The organism is Vibrio sp. MOR3 (assembly GCF_001557775.1).
GTDB lineage: Bacteria > Pseudomonadota > Gammaproteobacteria > Enterobacterales > Vibrionaceae > Vibrio > Vibrio jasicida.
Genome location: NZ_LNRD01000010.1, coordinates 73,709 through 93,834 on the forward strand (window position 1 = coordinate 73,709; position 20,126 = coordinate 93,834).

Sequence of the window (20,126 nt, forward strand, 5' to 3'; positions counted from 1 at the left end):
AAATGGTTAAAAAGCTAACCCCTTATCAAACAAAGCATTGATAACTACCCCTTTAGGGTTATATAAATTCAAACATGATTGAGATCACTGGTATAAATTGATCTAAAACAAAACAAGTTCCGCTCACTATTTCATCTATTTAATTAAGTCATATTATAAACAGTAGATCTCCGATTCTTATTTGGAATAGCTTCTCACAACGCTGCTAATAAAAATGAATATGGAGATAACACCGTGAGCATAAAACACTGGATGAGCACACCTATCGCGGTTGCGACCTTATTCGCCAGCCAATTATTTTTGGTCGGCGCTCCGTTGGCGGCGGAAGATAAAGGTCTCATCGATCCACGCAATGACGCCTTCGAACAAAACCACCCTGACCAATACCATTCTTGGAAAGCGACATCTGAAAGCGAACATATTGAAGATGCACTCGGAGAAGACCCTAATATGGTCATTCTTTGGGCTGGCTATGGCTTCGCTAAAGACTACAATAAGGCTCGCGGGCACTTTTACGCTCTCGATGATGTTCGTCAAACACTTCGCACTGGTGCGCCCACCGATGAAAAATCAGGCCCCATGCCAATGGCGTGTTGGAGCTGTAAGAGCCCAGATGTCGCACGTGTGATTGATGAACGAGGTGAAGATGGGTATTTCGAGGGAAAATGGGCACGCTTGGGCTCAGAAATCGTAAATCCTATTGGCTGCTCTGACTGTCACGATACTCGCTCTGAGGAGTTCAAAAATGGCGAGCCAGCACTTGCGGTCACTCGCCCGTATGTTGAGCGAGTTTTTGATACGTTTGGAAAAAAATTTGATGACCAATCCCGCCTCGATCAACAAGCCTCTGTTTGTGCACAATGCCACGTTGAATACTACTTCACAGGCCCAACAAAAGCGGTCAAATTCCCTTGGGATATGGGAACTTCAGTAAACGACATGGAGAAGTATTACGACGCACTAAACTTCAAAGATTGGACGCATGCCGTTTCTAAAGCACCCATGTTAAAAGCACAACACCCTGGTTACGAAACTTGGCGAGAAGGCATCCACGGTAAGAACAAAGTAGTTTGTGTAGACTGTCACATGCCGAAAGTAACCAAAGAAGATGGCACTGTGTATACCGATCATAAAGTCGGTAACCCATTTGATCGCTTTGATGATACGTGCGCGCAATGCCACACTCAAACAAAAGAGCAGCTACAGGGCATCGTTTCAACACGTAAGGCGCAAGTATTGAACATGAAGCTAACCGCCGAGAAACAAATCGTTGCTGCACACTTTGAAGCAGGAGCGGCTTGGGATGCCGGTGCAACAGAAGAAGAAATGCAACCAATCTTACAAGACATCCGTCACGCACAATGGCGTTGGGACTATGCAATAGCGTCTCACGGTGTCCACATGCATGCACCTGAAGTTGCGCTCGAAGTGCTCGGTACCGCCGTTGACCGTGCTGCGGATGCGCGTACTAAACTTGTTCGTCTACTTGCGAAGAAAGGCATTACCGAACCAGTACAGATCCCGGACATCTCCACTAAAGCGAAAGCGCAGCAAGCACTCGGTATGGACATGGAGAAAATGAACGCCGATAAGAAAGACTTCTTGGAAACCATTGCTCCAGATTGGGATAAGGCTGCAGCCGAACGCGAAGCCACGTACTAATTAAACTGACAGATATGGTTAAATAGATACGACAAGGGGCGCACAGTACGCCCCTTTCTTTATTTCTTCACCCTCGATCTTATCGAGAGATAAAAATTAGATTCACTAGCGACGAGGAAGCCTCGGCCTAGGTTGGATATTTGGACGTGCTTTAGGCATCTGCACATTTGGACGAGCAACTGGTCGCTGGATTTTCGTTTCAGGTAATGCTTTTCTTTGTTGAACCTTTTCTTTCAAGGCTTTGTCTTGTAAAGCTGCAGGCTCAATACGCTCCGGACGATTTTCCCACTTGGTTTGAATCTCCTGCTTTTGTTCTTCAGGAAGCGATTGCCAATGGTCGTCTAACTGACGCTTCATATTGTCAATATTGGCGGACATATCATCGTCCTTCCAATCTTCTACCTTGTCTTTAATCGATTGCTGTTGGTCTTCATCTAAGCCATTCCACCATTCTTCGAGCTTCTCTTTGTATTCATCGTCGTTGTCGCAACAACCCGGGTAGTAATAAATCCAGTAGTCGTCATGATCGTACCACCAAGGATCATAGTAACCTGAAGAATAATAAACCGAAGAGGAAGAGCCAGAATGATCGGAAGAGCTACAACCCGCCAATATAGAGCCGCACAGCAAAACCAATATGCTCAGTGCTTTATTTTTCATTCGTTGCCCACCTTTCCCTCTACTGCTTATTAAATTGTACGCCTACAACAGCTCTTTTGCTTTGTTGATAGAGTTAATGATTTGCACTCTATCTAAGTTTGGATCATTAGAATCTAATAATAGTACCCAAGTATCAATGGCCTCCTGAAAGCGGAATGACAAAAAATGGTCATTTGCGATCAAAGACAAAGCCGCTTCATTGTGAGGTTCAAGTTGTAGCGCTTGTTCAAGCAACAAACCCACTTCATCCGTCATTGCTTGCTTATGAATGTAATACAGGGTCGTCGCTTTAGCGGCAAGCTGAGTAGCACTGACAGGGTCAGTCAATTGGATCGCGTAGTCGAAACAAATAAGAGCACCATCAAACTCTCCTTCGAGCAAATAGCCCTGCCCTAGCTGGAACCAAAGCTCGGCATTATTAGGCTCCTCCCGAAGTTGGGTTTGAATCTCTTCCATGATGTCGCGAGTGGTCATCATGCGTGACATTTCGGCTTGAATCGGCGGTGGCGGCGGTTGTCGAAATAGCAAAAAGCCAGCGGTCGTCAGAACGAAAACTAATACGCAAAAACCAAACCATTTTGCCGGTTTTATTCGAGACGCGCTCAAGGACAACAAGACGATGAACAAACCCATCAACGTGATGGCAACAAAAAACCAAACAGACATAACACGACCTATCGGAGAATGTACGCACAGTTTACTGGTTTATGATTTGAATTGCGGTGATACAAATACAAAAAAGCCGAGCATTTCGCTCGGCTTTCACATTTAGCTATGAAGGTGAAGATTATTCTTCTTCAGAGCCTTCTTCTGCGTCATCTGCTTTTGGCGCTTCAGGTGCTTGTTGCTCTGCATTCACTTCTGTCGTTTCGGCTGCTTCTGCTTCTTCGCCTTCAGGCAATTCAACTTCTTCAACTTCATCGATACGCTGTAGGCCAACCACTGACTCGTCTTCTGCTGTACGGATCAGAGTCACACCTTGAGTGTTACGACCAACTTGGCTAACTTCTGCAACACGTGTACGAACTAGAGTACCAGCGTCGGTGATCATCATCATCTCGTCGCCTTCTTCTACTTGTACCGCACCAACTACTGGACCGTTACGTTCAGAAACCTTGATAGACACAACGCCCTGAGTTGCACGACCTTTCGTTGGGTATTCTGCTAGTTCAGTACGTTTACCATAACCATTTTGAGTAACGGTTAGGATGTCACCTTCGTTCGATGGAACGATCAGAGAAACCACTTGGTCATCGTCTGCTAACTTCATACCGCGAACACCCGCCGCTGTACGACCCATTGCACGTACTTTGTCTTCGCTAAAGCGAACCACTTTACCTGCTTTAGAGAACAGCATGATGTCACTATCGCCGTTGGTGATATCAACACCAATTAGCGAGTCATCATCACGCAAGTTAACAGCGATTAGACCGTTTGAACGTACGTTAGCAAACTGGTTCAGTGGGGTCTTCTTAACCGTACCGTCACCCGTTGCCATGAAGATAAATTTCTCTGGAGAGAACTCATCAACAGGAAGGATTGCAGTAATACGCTCGCCTTCCTCTAGCGGAAGGATGTTTACGATTGGCTTACCACGAGCAGTGCGAGTTGCATGCGGCAATTGGTAAACTTTCAGACGGTAAGTCTTACCACGAGTAGAGAAACATAGGATGTTATCGTGAGTATTTGCAACAAGTAGACGCTCGATGAAGTCTTCATCTTTCATCTTCGTTGCACTCTTACCTTTACCACCACGACGCTGAGCTTCGTAGTCGCTTAGAATTTGGTACTTAACGTAACCTTCGTGAGACAGAGTCACAACCACGTCTTCACGAGCAATCAGCTCTTCCATGTCAATGTCATGGGTTGCTGCTGTGATTTCTGTACGACGAACATCACCGTAACTATCACGAACTGCTTCTAATTCTTCGCGGATCACTTCCATTAGACGCTCAGTGCTTGCAAGGATATGCATTAGCTCTGCAATTTCTTCTAGAAGTGCTTTGTATTCATCAAGAATCTTCTCGTGCTCTAGACCGGTTAGGCGGTGTAGACGAAGTTCTAGGATTGCTTGCGCTTGAGTCTCAGTTAGGTAGTACAGACCATCACGGATACCGTATTGATCTTCTAGCCATTCTGGACGAGCTGCATCAGTACCAGCACGCTCAAGCATTGATGCTACGTTACCAAGATCCCAACCACGCGATACCAAGCCAACTTTTGCTTCTGCTGGTGTTGGTGCGTTTTTGATCAACTCGATAACTTCATCGATGTTTGCAAGAGCAAGAGACAGTGCTTCAAGGATATGAGCACGCTCGCGCGCTTTGCGCAGTTCGAAGATAGTACGACGAGTTACCACTTCACGACGGTGGTCAACGAAGCACTTCAACATATCTTTTAGGTTGAATAGCTGTGGCTGGCCGTTGTTTAGCGCAACCATGTTGATACCGAAAGTCGTTTGAAGCTGAGTTTGTGCGTAAAGGTTGTTTAGTACAACTTCACCCACTGCATCGCGCTTACATTCAATAACAATACGCATACCGTCTTTATCCGACTCGTCGCGCAGTGCACTAATGCCTTCTACTTTCTTATCTTTCACTAGCTCAGCGATCTTTTCGATCAAGCGAGCTTTGTTTACCTGGTAAGGGATTTCAGTGACGATGATGGTTTCTTTACCATTCTTCTCCACTTCGATGTCCGCTTTTGAACGCATGTAGATTTTGCCGCGACCAGTTTTGTACGCGTCTACGATGCCTTTACGACCGCTGATAAGTGCTGCCGTAGGGAAATCAGGACCAGGAATGTAATCCATCAGTTCATCAATGGTGATTTCTTCATTATTGATGAATGCAAGACAGCCATCGATCACTTCGCCAAGGTTGTGTGGCGGGATGTTGGTTGCCATACCTACCGCGATACCAGAAGCACCGTTTACCAATAGGTTAGGAATTTTCGTTGGAAGAACCGCTGGGATTTGCTCCGTACCATCGTAGTTAGGTACGTAGTCCACGGTTTCTTTATCTAGGTCAGCCAGAAGCTCGTGGGCAATTTTCGCCATACGTACTTCGGTATAACGCATTGCCGCAGCAGAGTCGCCATCGATCGAGCCAAAGTTACCTTGACCATCGACCAGCATGTAACGAAGTGAGAACGGCTGAGCCATACGTACGATTGTGTCGTACACAGCACTATCACCGTGTGGGTGATATTTACCGATTACGTCGCCGACAACACGGGCTGATTTTTTATATGGTTTGTTCCAATCGTTGCCTAGTACGTTCATCGCGAATAAAACGCGGCGGTGTACTGGTTTTAGGCCATCACGCACATCTGGAAGAGCACGACCCACGATTACTGACATCGCGTAGTCTAGGTATGAACCTCTAAGCTCATCTTCAATGTTTACGGGCGTGATCTCTTTAGCTAAATCGCTCATAGAGCCATTATCCCTCTATTATCTGATCGTAATTACGATACGTGTAAGGTGCAAAAATATAACACACAATTCATCAACGGGGCATCACTTTCCCGCTCCTTTTATCAGGTTGTGAGCTTCGTTATGAGTTAAATGAAGAGAATTTGCACATTCATCCCATATCTTTCTGAAAACTGACTATATTTCCACCAACGTCGTTCAAAAATCTCCCCTGTAGCGATTGTGAGAAAAGAAGCAGTTTTAACGTATCGTACCATTGGAGTATAATCGCGCCTTCCAAAGGACTATTAGCGAAGCGATATAACTATCATGACTAAAGCACAAAACGTCGACCCTAGTGAAATTAAGAAATTCGAAGAGATGGCTTCTCGTTGGTGGGATTTAGAGGGCGAGTTCAAACCTCTTCACCAAATTAACCCGCTTCGCTTGAACTATGTCTTAGACAAAGCCGATGGCCTGTTTGGGAAGAAAGTGCTCGATGTTGGCTGCGGTGGTGGCATCCTTGCCGAGAGTATGGCAAAAGAAGGCGCCGTAGTTACCGGGCTAGATATGGGTAAAGAGCCTCTCGAAGTTGCTCGTCTTCATGCGCTTGAAACAGGCACCAAGTTGACTTACATCCAAAGCACGATTGAAGACCATGCAGAAGAAAATGCGGGGTCTTACGATGTCGTCACTTGTATGGAAATGCTTGAGCACGTGCCAGACCCGCTTTCAGTTATTCGGTCGTGTGCGGCACTTGTGAAACCTGGTGGCCATGTCTTCTTCTCTACACTAAACCGCAACATCAAATCTTACTTGTTTGCGATTGTGGGTGCTGAAAAACTATTAAAGATTGTTCCTGAAGGCACGCACGACCATGAAAAGTTCATCAAGCCAGCAGAAATGATGAAGATGATAGACCAAACTGACCTAACAGAAATGGGCATCACCGGCTTACATTACAACCCACTAAACGACAGTTACAAACTAGGCCGTAATGTGGATGTAAACTACATCGTACACACTCAGAAGTATTGATAATGTCACCATCTCGCCAAGAGATATCCTTTCATTAAAATATGAAATTAAGTGAAAAGCGGTAGCATAAATGCACCGCTTTTTTTGTCATATCCTGTATAAAAATAGTGCTCTAGATTCCATTTTGACCAATCTATTTTTAACAGACAAAAACTATCAAAGATCAAGGAAAATATTTTTACATGCGGTTATTTATGAACCGATCTGAAAAACGTAATTTTCCCCATTCAAGTCCGCCCTTTTCTCATCGGTTAGTGTTCACTTACTGATTTTTTTTATTTTGTTAGTTATCCACAAGTCATCCCAAACCTGTGCCTTGAAAAATTGGGGTAACAGCACTATCTTGTAACTCGAAAACAAATTAACCCCTATATGTTGTGTTTAAGCTACAATATATAGATAGACTTTGATCACAAAGCCGCCGCAAATTTTACAAGTTTTGCACATAAACAAACAAAAACACGGCTTTTATCAGTTTTCTTAGGGAAATAAAGCAGAATGAACCAACAACTTACCGTCACCAAGCGTGATGGCCGTAAAGAAACTATCGATCTGGAAAAAATCCATCGCGTTATCACTTGGGCTGCCGAAGGTCTTAACAACGTTTCAGTATCTCAAGTAGAACTGCGTGCTCACATCCAGTTTTACGACGGCATCACCACGTCAGATATCCATGAGACGATGATCAAGTCTGCCGCAGACCTGATTTCAGAAGAAACACCGGACTACCAATACCTAGCTGCTCGCCTAGCGGTATTCCACCTACGTAAAAAAGCATACGGCCAATACGAGCCGCCAACGCTATACAATCACGTAGCTCGTCTTATTGATATGGGTAAGTACGATCAGCACATTCTGGAAGACTACACAAAAGAAGAACTAGACGAACTTGATGCGTACCTAGACCACAAACGCGATCTAGACTTCTCTTACGCTGCTGTAAAACAGCTAGAAGGTAAGTACTTCGTACAGAACCGTGTATCTGGCGAGATCTACGAAAGTGCTCAGTTCCTATACATCCTAGTTTCAGCTTGTCTGTTCGCAAATTACCCGAAAGAAACACGCCTTGATTACATCAAGCGTTTCTACGATGCGACATCGACATTTAAGATTTCTCTACCTACACCGATCATGTCTGGTGTACGTACTCCTACTCGTCAGTTCAGCTCATGCGTGCTGATCGAGTGTGGTGATAGCCTTGATTCTATCAACGCAACGGCGAGCTCAATCGTACGTTATGTATCTCAACGTGCTGGTATCGGTATCAACGCAGGTCGTATCCGTGCGCTAGGTTCTGAAATCCGTGGTGGTGAAGCATTCCACACTGGTTGTATCCCATTCTACAAATACTTCCAAACTGCAGTGAAATGTTGTTCTCAAGGTGGTGTTCGTGGTGGTGCTGCGACGGTGTTCTACCCACTATGGCACGGTGAAGCTCGTTCACTGATGGTTCTTAAAAACAACCGTGGTGTTGAAGAGAACCGTGTTCGTCACATGGATTACGGTGTTCAGTTAAACAAACTGATGTACCAACGCTTGGTAGAGGGTGGCAACATCACGCTGTTCTCACCATCTGACGTACCAGGCCTATATGACGCATTCTTCGAAAACCAAGAAGAATTTGAACGTCTATACGTGAAATACGAGAACGATCCTTCAATCAAGAAAGAGACCGTTAAAGCGATTGAAATGTTCACTCTGCTAATGCAAGAGCGTGCATCAACGGGTCGTATCTACATTCAGAACGTAGACCACTGTAACACTCACAGCCCGTTCGACTCAGAAGTCGCGCCAGTTCGTCAATCAAACCTATGTTTAGAGATCGCACTACCAACTAAGCCTCTGAAGAACGTTGAAGATGACTCAGGCGAGATCGCACTATGTACGCTTTCTGCGTTCAACCTTGGTGCAATCAAATCTCTTGATGATTTCGAAGAGCTATCTGAACTTGTAGTCCGTGCACTAGATGCACTACTTGATTACCAAGATTACCCACTACCAGCAGCATACAAGTCGACAATGAACCGTCGTACGCTGGGCGTTGGTGTTATCAACTACGCATACTACCTAGCGAAGAACGGTGTTAAATACTCTGACGGTAGCGCAAACGGTCTAACGCACCGTACATTCGAAGCGATTCAATACTACCTATTGAAAGCATCGGTAGCACTTGCGAAAGAACAAGGTAAGTGTCCTTCGTTCCACGAAACGAACTACGCGAAAGGCTTATTGCCAATCGACACTTACAAGAAAGACATCGATCTTATCTGTGAAGAAGAACTTCATTACGACTGGGATAGTCTACGCAAAGAAATCGTTGAACACGGTCTACGTAACTCAACACTGACTGCGCTGATGCCATCAGAGACTTCTTCTCAAATTTCGAACGCAACAAATGGTATTGAGCCACCACGTGGTTATGTATCAGTAAAAGCATCGAAAGACGGTATCCTGAAGCAAGTTGTGCCTGATTTCACTGAGCTGAAAGACAACTATGAACTGCTTTGGAACATCGGTTCTAACGACGGTTACTTGCATCTTGTGGGTATCATGCAGAAATTCGTTGACCAAGCGATCTCAGCTAACACAAACTACGACCCATCAGGTTACGAAACTGGCAAGGTTCCAATGAAGAAGCTTCTTCAAGACCTGCTAACTGCGTATAAGTTTGGTGTGAAGACACTTTACTACCATAACACTCGTGATGGCGCGAAAGACGACCAGAAAGACGCAGTTCAACCACAAGATGACGATTGTGCAGGCGGCGGTTGTAAGATTTAATCTTCCCCACTGAACAATACGTAAAAACAGACTATCGAACGCCTCCCCCTCTTGGGGAGGTCTAAAAGGAATTGAGGCATTATGGCTTACAGTACTTTTAACCAGAACAAAAATGACCAGCTAAAGGAACCAATGTTCCTTGGTCAATCCGTGAACGTTGCTCGTTACGACCAACAAAAATTCGAAATTTTCGAAAAGCTAATCGAAAAACAATTGTCGTTCTTCTGGCGTCCAGAAGAAGTTGACGTGTCAAGCGACCGCATCGATTACAACAAGCTACCAGATCACGAGAAGCACATCTTCATCTCGAACTTGAAGTACCAAACGCTTCTAGATTCAATCCAAGGTCGTAGCCCGAACGTAGCACTACTTCCGCTTGTTTCTTTGCCAGAGCTAGAAACATGGATTGAGACTTGGTCTTTCTCTGAAACGATCCACTCTCGTTCATACACGCACATCATCCGTAACATCGTGAATGACCCAAGTGTTGTATTCGATGACATCGTTGAAAATGAGCATATCCTAAAGCGCGCGAAAGACATCGCACACTACTATGATGATTTGATCCAAGCGACAAATGACTACCACCGCTACGGTGAAGGCGAGCACGTTCTAAATGGCGAAACGGTTAAAGTTAGCCTGTACGACTTGAAGAAGAAATTGTACGTGTGCTTGATGTCAGTAAACGCACTAGAAGCCATCCGCTTCTACGTAAGTTTTGCTTGTTCATTCGCTTTCGCAGAGCGTGAGCTGATGGAAGGTAACGCGAAAATCATCAAGCTGATCGCACGTGATGAAGCCCTTCACCTGAACGGCACGCAACACATGATCAACTTGCTACGCAACGGTCAAGATGACTTCACATTCATGCAAATCGCTGAAGAAGCAAAACAAGACTGTTTTGATCTTTTCAAAGAAGCGGCTGAGCAAGAAAAAGAATGGGCAGAGTACCTATTTAAAGACGGTTCAATGATCGGTCTGAACAAAGATATCCTGAGCCAATACGTTGAGTACATCACCAACATCCGTATGCAAGCGGTAGGTCTACCAATGGCATACCCAGAAGCAACAACGAACCCTATCCCATGGATCAACGCTTGGTTGTCATCGGATAACGTTCAAGTAGCGCCACAAGAAGCAGAGATTTCTTCTTACCTTGTTGGTCAAATTGACAACGAAGTAAGCGCAGACGACTTCGAAGGATTTGAGCTGTAATGCCAACCATCAAAATCAACAAACTCGTCAGCATTGAGTCTAACCCATCCAATACTATTTTGGAGACGATGGAGCAAGCTGGACTGTTACCAGAATATAACTGCCGAGACGGCCACTGTGGTGCTTGTCGCTGCAAGTTAGAATCTGGTGAGGTAGAGTATGTAGGTTTTGCAATGGCTTACACTCAGCCAGATGAGATTCTGCCTTGTATTTGCAAAGCGAAATCCAGTGTTTCGCTTAGTGGCGTAAACTATGCGATGAAAGAAAAACGCGCATAAGCTTAGCTCTAACAAATACAAAAAAGCCAAGACAAATCGTCTTGGCTTTTTGCTATGTAAATTGGGCAGTCTGCCATTAGCCTAAAGCGCACTACTTGGAATGTGCATTTCTTTGACTTTCTCTAAGAAAGCGTATTGTGCAGACATTGGCTTGCGTTCCAAATAACGACGTAGCATATCTAGTGCCGCCGCGCTGATGACTTTCACTTGGTCGTCACGTTGGTATTTTCTCGATAACTTATACAACGCGCCCCACTCTCCCGTTGAAGTGGAAAGTGCGACAGAGAAAACGCCCTCATCAAGCTTACCTGTGACTAACGCTAAATCAGTACCACACTTCTCACGCGTCGCCCCCGCCAGCGCAAACGTCGCCGCTAACGGATCACCTTCATCAGTAATGGTTTGGCTCTGCGCTGAGAGCACCCATCCATGTCCAAATTGTTTTTCGACGTTCTCATCGCCATTGAGCCAATAAGTTAAATGCCCGGCACTGCTCTTCTCAGAAACCGATAAGGTTAATCCTTTCTCCACCAGCAAGTGGCCGACGTGCTCAACCATTGGTGTGTCAACGCTCACCGTGTTGCTCTCAAGGTGCTTGTGAATGAGCTGCATGAGCTTCATACGCTGCTCTAGTTGATTAGATGGCCCAAACAGCTTCACTTCAATAAAAGGCAAATAAGAGCGGTAGCCAAGCTCATAACCTTGCGGCAATTTCATTTGATCGAGCTTGTCAGAAATACCAGATTCAGAGAGACCAAAGGTATAAATTCGACTGCATGACGAGCTTTCGATTTCAGGAAACTGTTTTTTTAAATCAGGCAGAATCTGCGCCTCTGCCATCAACTTAAATTCACTTGGCACACCTGGGGTAAAATAGAAAACCGCATCGTTGATCAGCATCTTAAAACCACAAGCGGTGCCGATTGGGTTATCTACGATTTCTGCCGTCTCTGGCAACATCGTTTGCTTGAGGTTGCTGTCTGGCATTGGGATACCACGACGAGCGTACATCGACTCCAGATTCTCTAACCAATCTTTGAACAGTACTAACTTACATTCGGCGGCTTTTGCCGCTGCCGCGGCGCTCATGTCATCTGTAGTTGGGCCCAAACCTCCATTAACAATAACAACATCGTTGTTAAAGCTAAGCATGAGAAATTCTTCAATAAGGCTCGACTGTTTATCTCCGACCGTCGAGCGCTTGGTTAAGCCAAATCCATGTTGATAAAACAAGCTCGACAACCAAGCTGCATTCGTATCAACAATATCACCGTGAAGCACTTCTTCTCCGGTACTAAGCATCGCAATTTTCACAACTGACTCCTGGAAATAGGCAAAATTCACTTTTTTTCGACATTGTGCCTATATCGTTTTCTTTTTATTAGACTAATCTCTTAGTCAAATTGTTGAGATTAAATGTAGGTCAAGTATTTAAATGGCTGTTCTTTTAAGGGATAATTGTGAGCCCGATCATCAAACCAACAACTCGGAGACCTCTGTGTCAAAATCATCCATGTTCAAGAAAACGCTAAGTGGTCTTGTTCTGACAGCATCTGCTTCAGCAAACGCAAGCCAGTACGATATGACTAATCATATTGAGTTTTCTTACACGCCTGATTGCTTGTCAGGTTACTGCGAAACAACCACTCTGTATAGCTTCGAGCCACAAAATCGTAGTTTCGCTATGGGTCTGGATAATGATGACTCTTTAAACCTTGACGCTGGTCTTCAACCAAAACACCTCATCATCCCTAAAGATAAAGATTGGGACTATTTAATGGGGCAGACATACACCATTCTTGGCTTGAGTGTCGCAACCGTCGGTTTGATGACACTGCTACCTGAAAGCATCACGAAATGGGACGATGAAGATCGTGACATGAGTAAGCTTGGTAGTAAATGGAAAGACAACGTTTCAAGCGGTCCAGTTTGGGATCGTGATGAACACTTCCTAAACTACGTTATGCACCCATACTTTGGCGGTGTTTACTATACGGCTGCACGTCACGCAGGCTACAACGAGTTTGAATCGTTTTTATATTCTGCGACCATGTCGACGTTCTTCTGGGAATACGGCGTAGAAGCATTTGCAGAAATCCCATCATGGCAAGACTTGTTTATTACTCCATTTTTTGGTGCCGTGGTTGGTGAGATGATGCTAACAGCCGAGCAAGACATTATTGCAGGTGGTGGCGAGGTGATGGGTTCAGAAACAATGGGGGATGTGTCTCTGTTCTTCCTAAACCCGGTTGGTCATATCCACTATTGGGTATCCGACGCTTGGGGTGGTAGCGCAGAATTCCAATTCAGCTCATCGCCTTGGTTCGGCAACCAAGATGCCGCGAAATTCGCGATGGACGCAGGCGCAAGCTACGACAACGTCTTCTACGGTTTTGAAATGAAGGTAACCTTCTAAAACCAAACATTTAAGAAGCAGCTCACGAGCTGCTTTTTTTTGTGCCCCAAGCATAGTTTTCATTATTTACATCACGAATTAGTGTGAAAAATTGACCTTTGTCAAACCTAACCCTCCCCCAACATCTACACTGAATTTAAGGAAAAACTCTAATAACTTAAGTTCTTGAACCTTAAGCCCAAATAACTATAGCGATACGTCTACCGTGCCGCACCCAAACCTTATTCCGGGAGGGGACATTATGAACACAGTGTTTATCGTTAATTTTGTCGGTCAGGCATCACCAGCGACCATTAAACAGCTTGCAGCTGTTACACACGAAAACGACGGCAAATGGTTAATCAGTAAAGTGAACTTTATTGAAGATCAGGTCGCCGGTGTTATCAAGGTTGAGCTTCCTGAAGAAAACGCAGACATTGTTAAAGAAGCGTTTTCAGCGTGCCAAACATTGGTCGTAAAATTTGTGGATTCAGAGCCGCATGCTCACTCAGAAGATACGGTTTTTCAATTACGTCTGGATGCGAACGATCGAGCTGGTATCGTCAATGAAATCACTCATGTCCTAGACGGACAAGGCATCTCTATTCTCGATATGGACTGCCAACGTGTGTTTATTGCTGGCGGAGGTGGCGTTAGCTCAAGTCTATTCAGTGCCAAAATGGCGATTAAGTTACCAAGTGAGTTAGGCATTGATGACGTAGCGAATGAGCTAGAAGCACTAAGTGAAGATACGCGCGTTATTGTGGAAGGTTAACGCCCTGTCCCCACTCTATCATCCAATAAAAAGAGCAGTGTTATGCTGCTCTTTTTCGGTTTTTCTTGGACAATTTGGTGATTACTTCACTGTCCATTGAGATAACGAACGCTTAAAGTCTGAGTAATCAAACTCGTTCAACTTTTGAATCTCGCCGTTTGAACGTTCACAGTATACCGAAGGCATACGCAGACCGTTAAACCAGTTCAGCTTAACCATGGTGTAGCCCGCGCTATCTAGAATATGTAGACGTTGGCCGATCTCAAGCGGTTGGTCGAAGTTCGCTACGCAGAACTGGTCACCCGCTAAGCAAGAGCAAGAACCAATCACGTATTCATGCTCGCCGTTTTCTGAGGCTTCCAGAATTGACGCGGGTTCATTGTAAATAAGCGTGTCTAAGCGGTGCGCTTCCGTTGCAGAATCCACAATCGCCGTCTTCTTCACGTTTTCTACGACGTCCACTACGGTAACCACAAGGTCCGTGGTCTTGGTAATGATGGCTTCGCCCGGCTCTAAATACATTTGTACACCGTGCTTCTCGGAGAAAGCTCTTAGTGCTAAGCCTAGCTTCTCAATGTCATAGCCCGGCCATGTGAAGAACACACCGCCGCCCATGCTTACCCAATCAAGCTTATCTAAATGCTCACCAAACTGTTCAGATATGGCATCCAACAAGCTAATAAACGCATCGACGTCCTTGTTCTCACAGTTCATGTGGAACATCACGCCATCAATGCCATCGAAGATTTCCGGCTTGATATGGTCTGCTTGTACGCCAAGACGAGAGAACTGACGAGCAGGGTTCGCTAAGTCTTGACCTGCGTAGCTCACTCCAGGGTTTAAGCGCAAACCAATCGACGCTTTGCCTTCAACAATATGACGGTATGCCGCCAACTGTGACTGAGAGTTGAAGATCATCTTGTCACAGATATCGGCTACTTCACGGACATCATCTTCGCTGTAACCCACGCTGTATGCGTGCGTCTCACCGCCGAAAGTTTCGTAGCCAAGCTTTACTTCAAACGGGCCAGAGCTGGTTGTCCCGTCTAGGTAAGGCTTGATGATGTCGAACACACCCCATGTTGAGAAGCACTTCAGTGCCAACACCAGCTTCACACCAGAGATATCTTTCAGCTGTTTTGCTTTCTCTAAGTTCTCAACCAACTTGTCTTCATTGATCATGAAGTACGGGGTTTTCAGTTGCTCTTTACTCATAACTAACCATTTATCAACGATTAACCCCCTCTAACTCCCTCTTAGAAAGGGGGAGGATTAAACCAAGCCACCTCTACTCTTGCCAAAAAAGTGGAGAGATTGAAGCCACTAACGGCCTGTCTTTGCTCCTCCCCTTTTCAAGGGGAGGCTGGGAGGGGTTAACCTTAAATACGACAAAAGCAGCCACGGCTTCACGCCATGACTGCTCGAGTTATCTAAATAAGTTTGACGTTAAACTTATTTGTTCAGTTCGTGAATCAGCGGCAAACCTTGGCCTGCTTCTAATTCCTGAACATGCCAATCAAGGCCGATAGTTGGCATCGTTTCTAGGAACGGGTCTGGATTCAGCTGTTCCATGTTGAACACACCTTTATCTGCCCATTCGCCGCGGAAGAATTGCAACGCAGCTGTAATTGCTGGCACACCTGTTGTGTAAGAGATCGCTTGGTGTTCTACATCTTCGTAAGCCACTTCGTGGTCTGCGTTGTTGTAGATAAACACGCTACGCTCTTTACCGTCTTTCTTACCTTGAACCCAAGTACCGATACACGTTAGGCCAGTGTAGCCTGGCGCTAAAGACGTTGGATCTGGCAACATCGCTTTTAGTACATGAAGAGGTTGAACGACTGTACCATCGTGTAGCGTTAGCGGATCTGGGCTCAATAGGCCAATATCACGCATTACATTGAAGTAGTTTAGGTAACGGTCACCGAAACCCATCCAGAATTCAATGCGTTTAGCAGGGATAAACTCTTTCATTGAGCGAACTTCATCGTGCGCCATTGAGTACACTTTGTGTGAACCACAGTTCGGGAAATCGAACTCTAGCATACGAGAGTGACAAGGTACTTGTTTCCACTCGCCGTTTTCCCAGTAGAACGAATCGCCTTGGATCTCAAGCATGTTCGTTTCTGGGTCAAAGTTCGTCGCAAACTTCTTACCGTGGTCGCCTGCATTCACGTCCATTACGTCGATCGTGTCAATTTCATCAAACAGATGCTTCACTGCGTACGCTGCAAATACTGATACTACGCCTGGATCGAAACCCGCACCTAGGATACCCGTGATGCCCGCTTCTTCGAACTTTTCACGGTAGCCCCACTGCCAATCGTAAGCTTCTGGTACTTGTTGACCTTCAGAACATAGGTCTACTGCTACTGATGTATCTAAGTATGAAACTTTTGCTCGGTAACACGCTTCCATGATTGGCATGTTAACCCACGGAGGACCCGCGTTAATCACTAGATCCGGTTTTACTTCTTCAATAAGAGCAACCAGAGAATCTACGTCGTCAGCATTCACTGCACGCGCGTCTAGTTTCTTAGCTGAATCTTTCAGGTTGTTTTTCTTCTGAATCGATTCGATGATCTTCTCACACTTACCGATAGTACGTGATGCGATTGTGATATCACCCAGAACGTCGTTGTTTTGTGCTGCTTTATGTGCAACAACCCAGCCAACGCCGCCTGCACCAATCTGTAGAACTGCCATAGTTTTCCGTTACCTTTATTAAACTAGCTCAACTGCTAGCGTGTTGATTTTCAAGAGCAAAGATTCAAAGTCCGCTGTCGTCAAACAAGGATTCAAAATCGTAAATTTAAGAGCGGTCTTACCATCAACAATGGTTTCACCAAGAACTGCAATACCGCGAGTCAGCGCCTCAAGACGCAATGCTTTGTTCAGTTCATCTAGATCAGCACACACGTTTGTTACGGGAACGTTTGTTGCACGGAATAGAACTGTAGAAAGTGCTGGTTCAGCGAGAAGTTCGAACTGCTCGTGGTTGCGAATCATGTCAGCAACTTGCTGCGTTTGTACCAATAAGTGGTCGTACATATCGCCAAGCGTCTTAGGACCGACGTTTTGCATCGTCATAAAGACTTTCAATGCATCAAAACGCTTCGTGGTTGCGATAGATTTGTCGACCAAGTTTGGTAGCTCATCGTGTTCACGGTTTAGGTAGTCAGCATGATGAAGCAAGAACTTAAAGTTCGACTTGTCGTTCACCAGCAACGCACCACAGCTGATTGTTTGGTAGAACAGTTTGTGGAAGTCGACACTGATTGAGTGTGCACGCTCTACACCTTTCAAGCGTGATTTGTGGCTGCTAAGAATCAATGCGCCACCGTAAGCGCCATCCACGTGCATCCACATTTCGTGTTTCGCTGCCATATCAGCAATGAAATCTAGGTCGTCAATTGCACCGTGATCAGTCGTACCCGCAGTGCCAACAATAGCGAATGGAATCAAACCTTCTGCTTTTGCCTGCGTTAGAACTTGATCTAACTGAGTAATGTCCATTGTGCCGTCAGCGTTCGCATCGACGGTCATCACGGCTTTCTCACCTAGCCCCATCCAAGATGCTGACTTTTGAACCGTGAAGTGTGCTTTCTTAGAACACACAATGCGCAGTTTGTCTGCGTAATCAGGAAGACCGAGCTTTTGGATTGAGTGGTTGCTTAACTTGTCTGCAATCCAGTCACGCGCCAGCATCAGGCCCATCTGGTTACTTTGTGTACCGCCGCTAGTGAAGATGCCATCCGCCTTATCACCAAGCTCGTATTTGTCACACAGCCAGTTAATTACCTTCTGCTCAACGTAAGTCGCAGACGATGCTTGATCCCATGAATCCATTGATTGGTTCAACGCAGCAATCATGGCTTCTGCCGCTACCGCAGGCATGAGGGGAGGCGTATGCAAGTGAGCAATACAATCAGGGTGCTGAGTGAAAATCGCATTCTTCGCAACAAGCTCTGCTGATTCATCAATCACTGATTTTAGCGATGCGTTTTTGTTGTCTAGGTCGACCGCGTTAATCGCCGCTTCCAGCAATTTTGGCTCCATTCCCGAGTATGGTGAATTCACCTGCTCAAACACTGACTTCATTGCTGCAGTCATGTGATTCATCACAGACGCAAACTCAGCACCACCAAGCTCACCGGTTTGAATGAAGTGCTTCTTCCACTCTTCTTGTGGGTCTGTTTCAACGTGGCTACCACCCGCCGCGATAATGGCGTCTTCCAATACTCGGAGGGCAAAGTCGATTTGCTCGAAAGAGATGATAAGTGGTGGAAGGAAACGAATCACAGAGCCGTCACGGCCGCCCTTTTCTACCATCAAGCCACGCTCAAGTGCCGCGCGTTGAATATCTAGAGTAAGTTGGCCATCCGACAAAGGCTCGCCAAACTTGTTTAGCTCGCCACTTGGATGTTTAATCTCAACGCCAAGCATCAAACCTTTGCCGCGTACATCTGCAATACAGTTTACGCGTTTTTGAATGCTCTCAAGACCAAAGCGTAGGTACTGGCCTGCAACGTTTGCATGCTCTACAAGGTTGTCGCGCTGGATGATTTCTAGTGCTTTCGCACCTGACACCATTGCTAACTGGTTGCCACGGAAAGTACCAGTGTGCTCACCTGGCTTCCATGTATCGTGTTGTTTGTTGATCACCAATAGTGACATTGGCAAGCCACCACCGATCGCTTTAGACAAACATAAAATATCAGGAACAATACCCGCTTCTTCAAACGCGAAGTTGTAGCCCGACTTGCCAACACCACATTGAATTTCATCGAAGATCAACAAGATACCATGATCATCACAAATACGGCGTAGTTCACGTAGCCAGAACGCAGGAGCAGGAATAACACCGCCCTCACCTTGTACCGGTTCTGCAATGATTGCAGCAGGTTTCATGATGCCTGCTTCGTCGTCGTTCAGTAGACGCTCGATGTAACGAATACTCGCTTTCGCACCCTCGTCACCGCCTAGACCAAACGGACAACGTAAGCTGTATGGGAAGGGCATAAAGTGTACGTCTGACATCAAACCGGTACGACGAGCCTTAGTGCCCAAGTTACCCATCATGCCCATAGTGCCGTTCGTCATGCCGTGGTAGGCACCGCGAAAAGCAAACATGGTATTACGACCTGTGGTTTGCTTCGCCAGTTTGATCGCGGCTTCAACAGCATCTGCACCAGAAGGGCCACAAAACTGAATCACACAGTTGTCGCTCAACTCTTGAGGTAGGAAGCCTTTAACAGACTTAATGAAATGCGTTTTCGCAGATGTTGCGATATCCAGAGTCTGGTACGGCAAACCAGAATCCAATTGTTCTTTTAGCGCTTGGTTGATTTCTGGGTGGTTATAACCCAGAGCCAAAGTGCCCGCCCCCGCAAGACAGTCTAAGAAGATTTGACCACGAGTGTCTTCAACCAAACAACCATAGGCTTGTTTTATCGCGATTGGCAGACGACGTGGATAAGATCGAACCTCAGATTCATGCTCCGCCTGATCAATAAGAATTTGATCTGGCGTTAAATCATACGTTCCTTCAACTACAGGAACCTGGGAAGAAAAAAAGTTTGCGATAGTATTATCGACTTCAAAGGCAGTGCTCATACTACATAATCCCTTGAATTATAATGATTCTCTTTCCTGTATTTATTATCGTTAGTATTAAATAACAGGAGATACAGATACACCTCCGCATTCGTCATTACTTAAATGACAAATACAGATAACCCGTCACGACAAGCGCGACTTTTATAAATATTGGGAAGTAATCAAGGTTCCGTAATGCATCCGTTTTGTAAAACAGGACATTTCGGCAGTATGAAGCTGATTAGTGTGTGGTTGTTAAAAGGTTTCAATGTTGGGTTTCCCATAAACATGCTGCGTTTACAGCATTAG

General features: G+C 45.5%; 14 protein-coding genes. 7 read left to right on the forward strand and 7 right to left on the reverse strand.

Annotated elements, in window-relative coordinates; all coding sequences use genetic code 11:
• Positions 1-234: 234 nt before the first annotated feature.
• The gene (gene nrfA, locus ATB76_RS18245) at positions 235-1,662 is read left to right on the forward strand and encodes an ammonia-forming nitrite reductase cytochrome c552 subunit (RefSeq protein ID WP_061035871.1); all 1,428 of its coding nucleotides are present in this window, start codon (positions 235-237) and stop codon (positions 1,660-1,662) included.
• Between the two features lie 105 nt (positions 1,663-1,767).
• On the opposite strand, the gene ATB76_RS18250 is transcribed toward nrfA, so the two are convergent.
• The 3 genes from ATB76_RS18250 to gyrA form a co-directional block, all read right to left on the reverse strand.
• Positions 1,768-2,322, reverse strand: coding sequence for a hypothetical protein (locus tag ATB76_RS18250; RefSeq protein WP_042605894.1), 555 nt, complete (start codon positions 2,320-2,322; stop codon positions 1,768-1,770).
• 42 nt (positions 2,323-2,364) lie between these two features.
• The gene (locus ATB76_RS18255; protein WP_042602730.1) at positions 2,365-2,988 is read right to left on the reverse strand and encodes a tetratricopeptide repeat protein; all 624 of its coding nucleotides are present in this window, start codon (positions 2,986-2,988) and stop codon (positions 2,365-2,367) included.
• 121 nt (positions 2,989-3,109) lie between these two features.
• Positions 3,110-5,758 (reverse strand): DNA gyrase subunit A, encoded by a 2,649-nt coding sequence (gene gyrA, locus ATB76_RS18260; RefSeq protein ID WP_038876068.1) that lies wholly within the window; start codon positions 5,756-5,758, stop codon positions 3,110-3,112.
• 309 nt (positions 5,759-6,067) lie between these two features.
• Between gyrA and ubiG the strand changes: the two genes are divergently transcribed.
• From ubiG to yfaE, 4 genes are all read left to right on the forward strand, one after another.
• Positions 6,068-6,775, forward strand: a complete 708-nt coding sequence (ubiG, locus tag ATB76_RS18265) for a bifunctional 2-polyprenyl-6-hydroxyphenol methylase/3-demethylubiquinol 3-O-methyltransferase UbiG (protein WP_038871823.1) — start codon at positions 6,068-6,070, stop codon at positions 6,773-6,775.
• A 498-nt stretch (positions 6,776-7,273) separates the two neighbouring features.
• Positions 7,274-9,556 carry a class 1a ribonucleoside-diphosphate reductase subunit alpha gene (gene nrdA / locus ATB76_RS18270; RefSeq protein WP_038871826.1) on the forward strand — a complete coding sequence of 761 codons (2,283 nt, stop codon included), beginning with the start codon at positions 7,274-7,276 and terminating at the stop codon, positions 9,554-9,556.
• Positions 9,557-9,637: 81 nt separating this feature from the next.
• Entirely contained in the window at positions 9,638-10,771 is a 1,134-nt protein-coding gene (nrdB, locus tag ATB76_RS18275) for a class Ia ribonucleoside-diphosphate reductase subunit beta (protein WP_038871828.1), read from the forward strand.
• Entirely contained in the window at positions 10,771-11,049 is a 279-nt protein-coding gene (gene yfaE, locus ATB76_RS18280; protein WP_038871832.1) for a class I ribonucleotide reductase maintenance protein YfaE, read from the forward strand. The genes nrdB and yfaE overlap by 1 nt, the downstream gene beginning before the upstream one ends.
• A gap of 81 nt (positions 11,050-11,130) precedes the next feature.
• On the opposite strand, the gene ATB76_RS18285 is transcribed toward yfaE, so the two are convergent.
• Positions 11,131-12,363: a CinA family nicotinamide mononucleotide deamidase-related protein gene (locus ATB76_RS18285; protein ID WP_061035872.1), complete on the reverse strand. Its 1,233-nt coding sequence runs from the start codon at positions 12,361-12,363 to the stop codon at positions 11,131-11,133.
• Between the two features lie 199 nt (positions 12,364-12,562).
• Here ATB76_RS18285 and ATB76_RS18290 point away from each other — a divergent pair, with 199 nt between their 5' ends.
• Both ATB76_RS18290 and ATB76_RS18295 read left to right on the forward strand, forming a co-directional pair.
• Entirely contained in the window at positions 12,563-13,465 is a 903-nt protein-coding gene (locus tag ATB76_RS18290; protein WP_038871838.1) for a DUF3943 domain-containing protein, read from the forward strand.
• 241 nt (positions 13,466-13,706) lie between these two features.
• Positions 13,707-14,219: an ACT domain-containing protein gene (locus ATB76_RS18295; protein ID WP_038871841.1), complete on the forward strand. Its 513-nt coding sequence runs from the start codon at positions 13,707-13,709 to the stop codon at positions 14,217-14,219.
• Between the two features lie 81 nt (positions 14,220-14,300).
• On the opposite strand, the gene nspC is transcribed toward ATB76_RS18295, so the two are convergent.
• From nspC to ATB76_RS18310, 3 genes are all read right to left on the reverse strand, one after another.
• Positions 14,301-15,434, reverse strand: a complete 1,134-nt coding sequence (gene nspC / locus ATB76_RS18300; protein WP_061035873.1) for a carboxynorspermidine decarboxylase — start codon at positions 15,432-15,434, stop codon at positions 14,301-14,303.
• A gap of 237 nt (positions 15,435-15,671) precedes the next feature.
• Positions 15,672-16,925 carry a carboxynorspermidine synthase gene (locus tag ATB76_RS18305; RefSeq protein WP_009706907.1) on the reverse strand — a complete coding sequence of 418 codons (1,254 nt, stop codon included), beginning with the start codon at positions 16,923-16,925 and terminating at the stop codon, positions 15,672-15,674.
• An 18-nt stretch (positions 16,926-16,943) separates the two neighbouring features.
• Positions 16,944-19,835, reverse strand: a complete 2,892-nt coding sequence (locus ATB76_RS18310) for a pyridoxal phosphate-dependent class III aminotransferase (protein ID WP_061035874.1) — start codon at positions 19,833-19,835, stop codon at positions 16,944-16,946.
• Between the last annotated feature and the right edge of the window lie 291 nt (positions 19,836-20,126).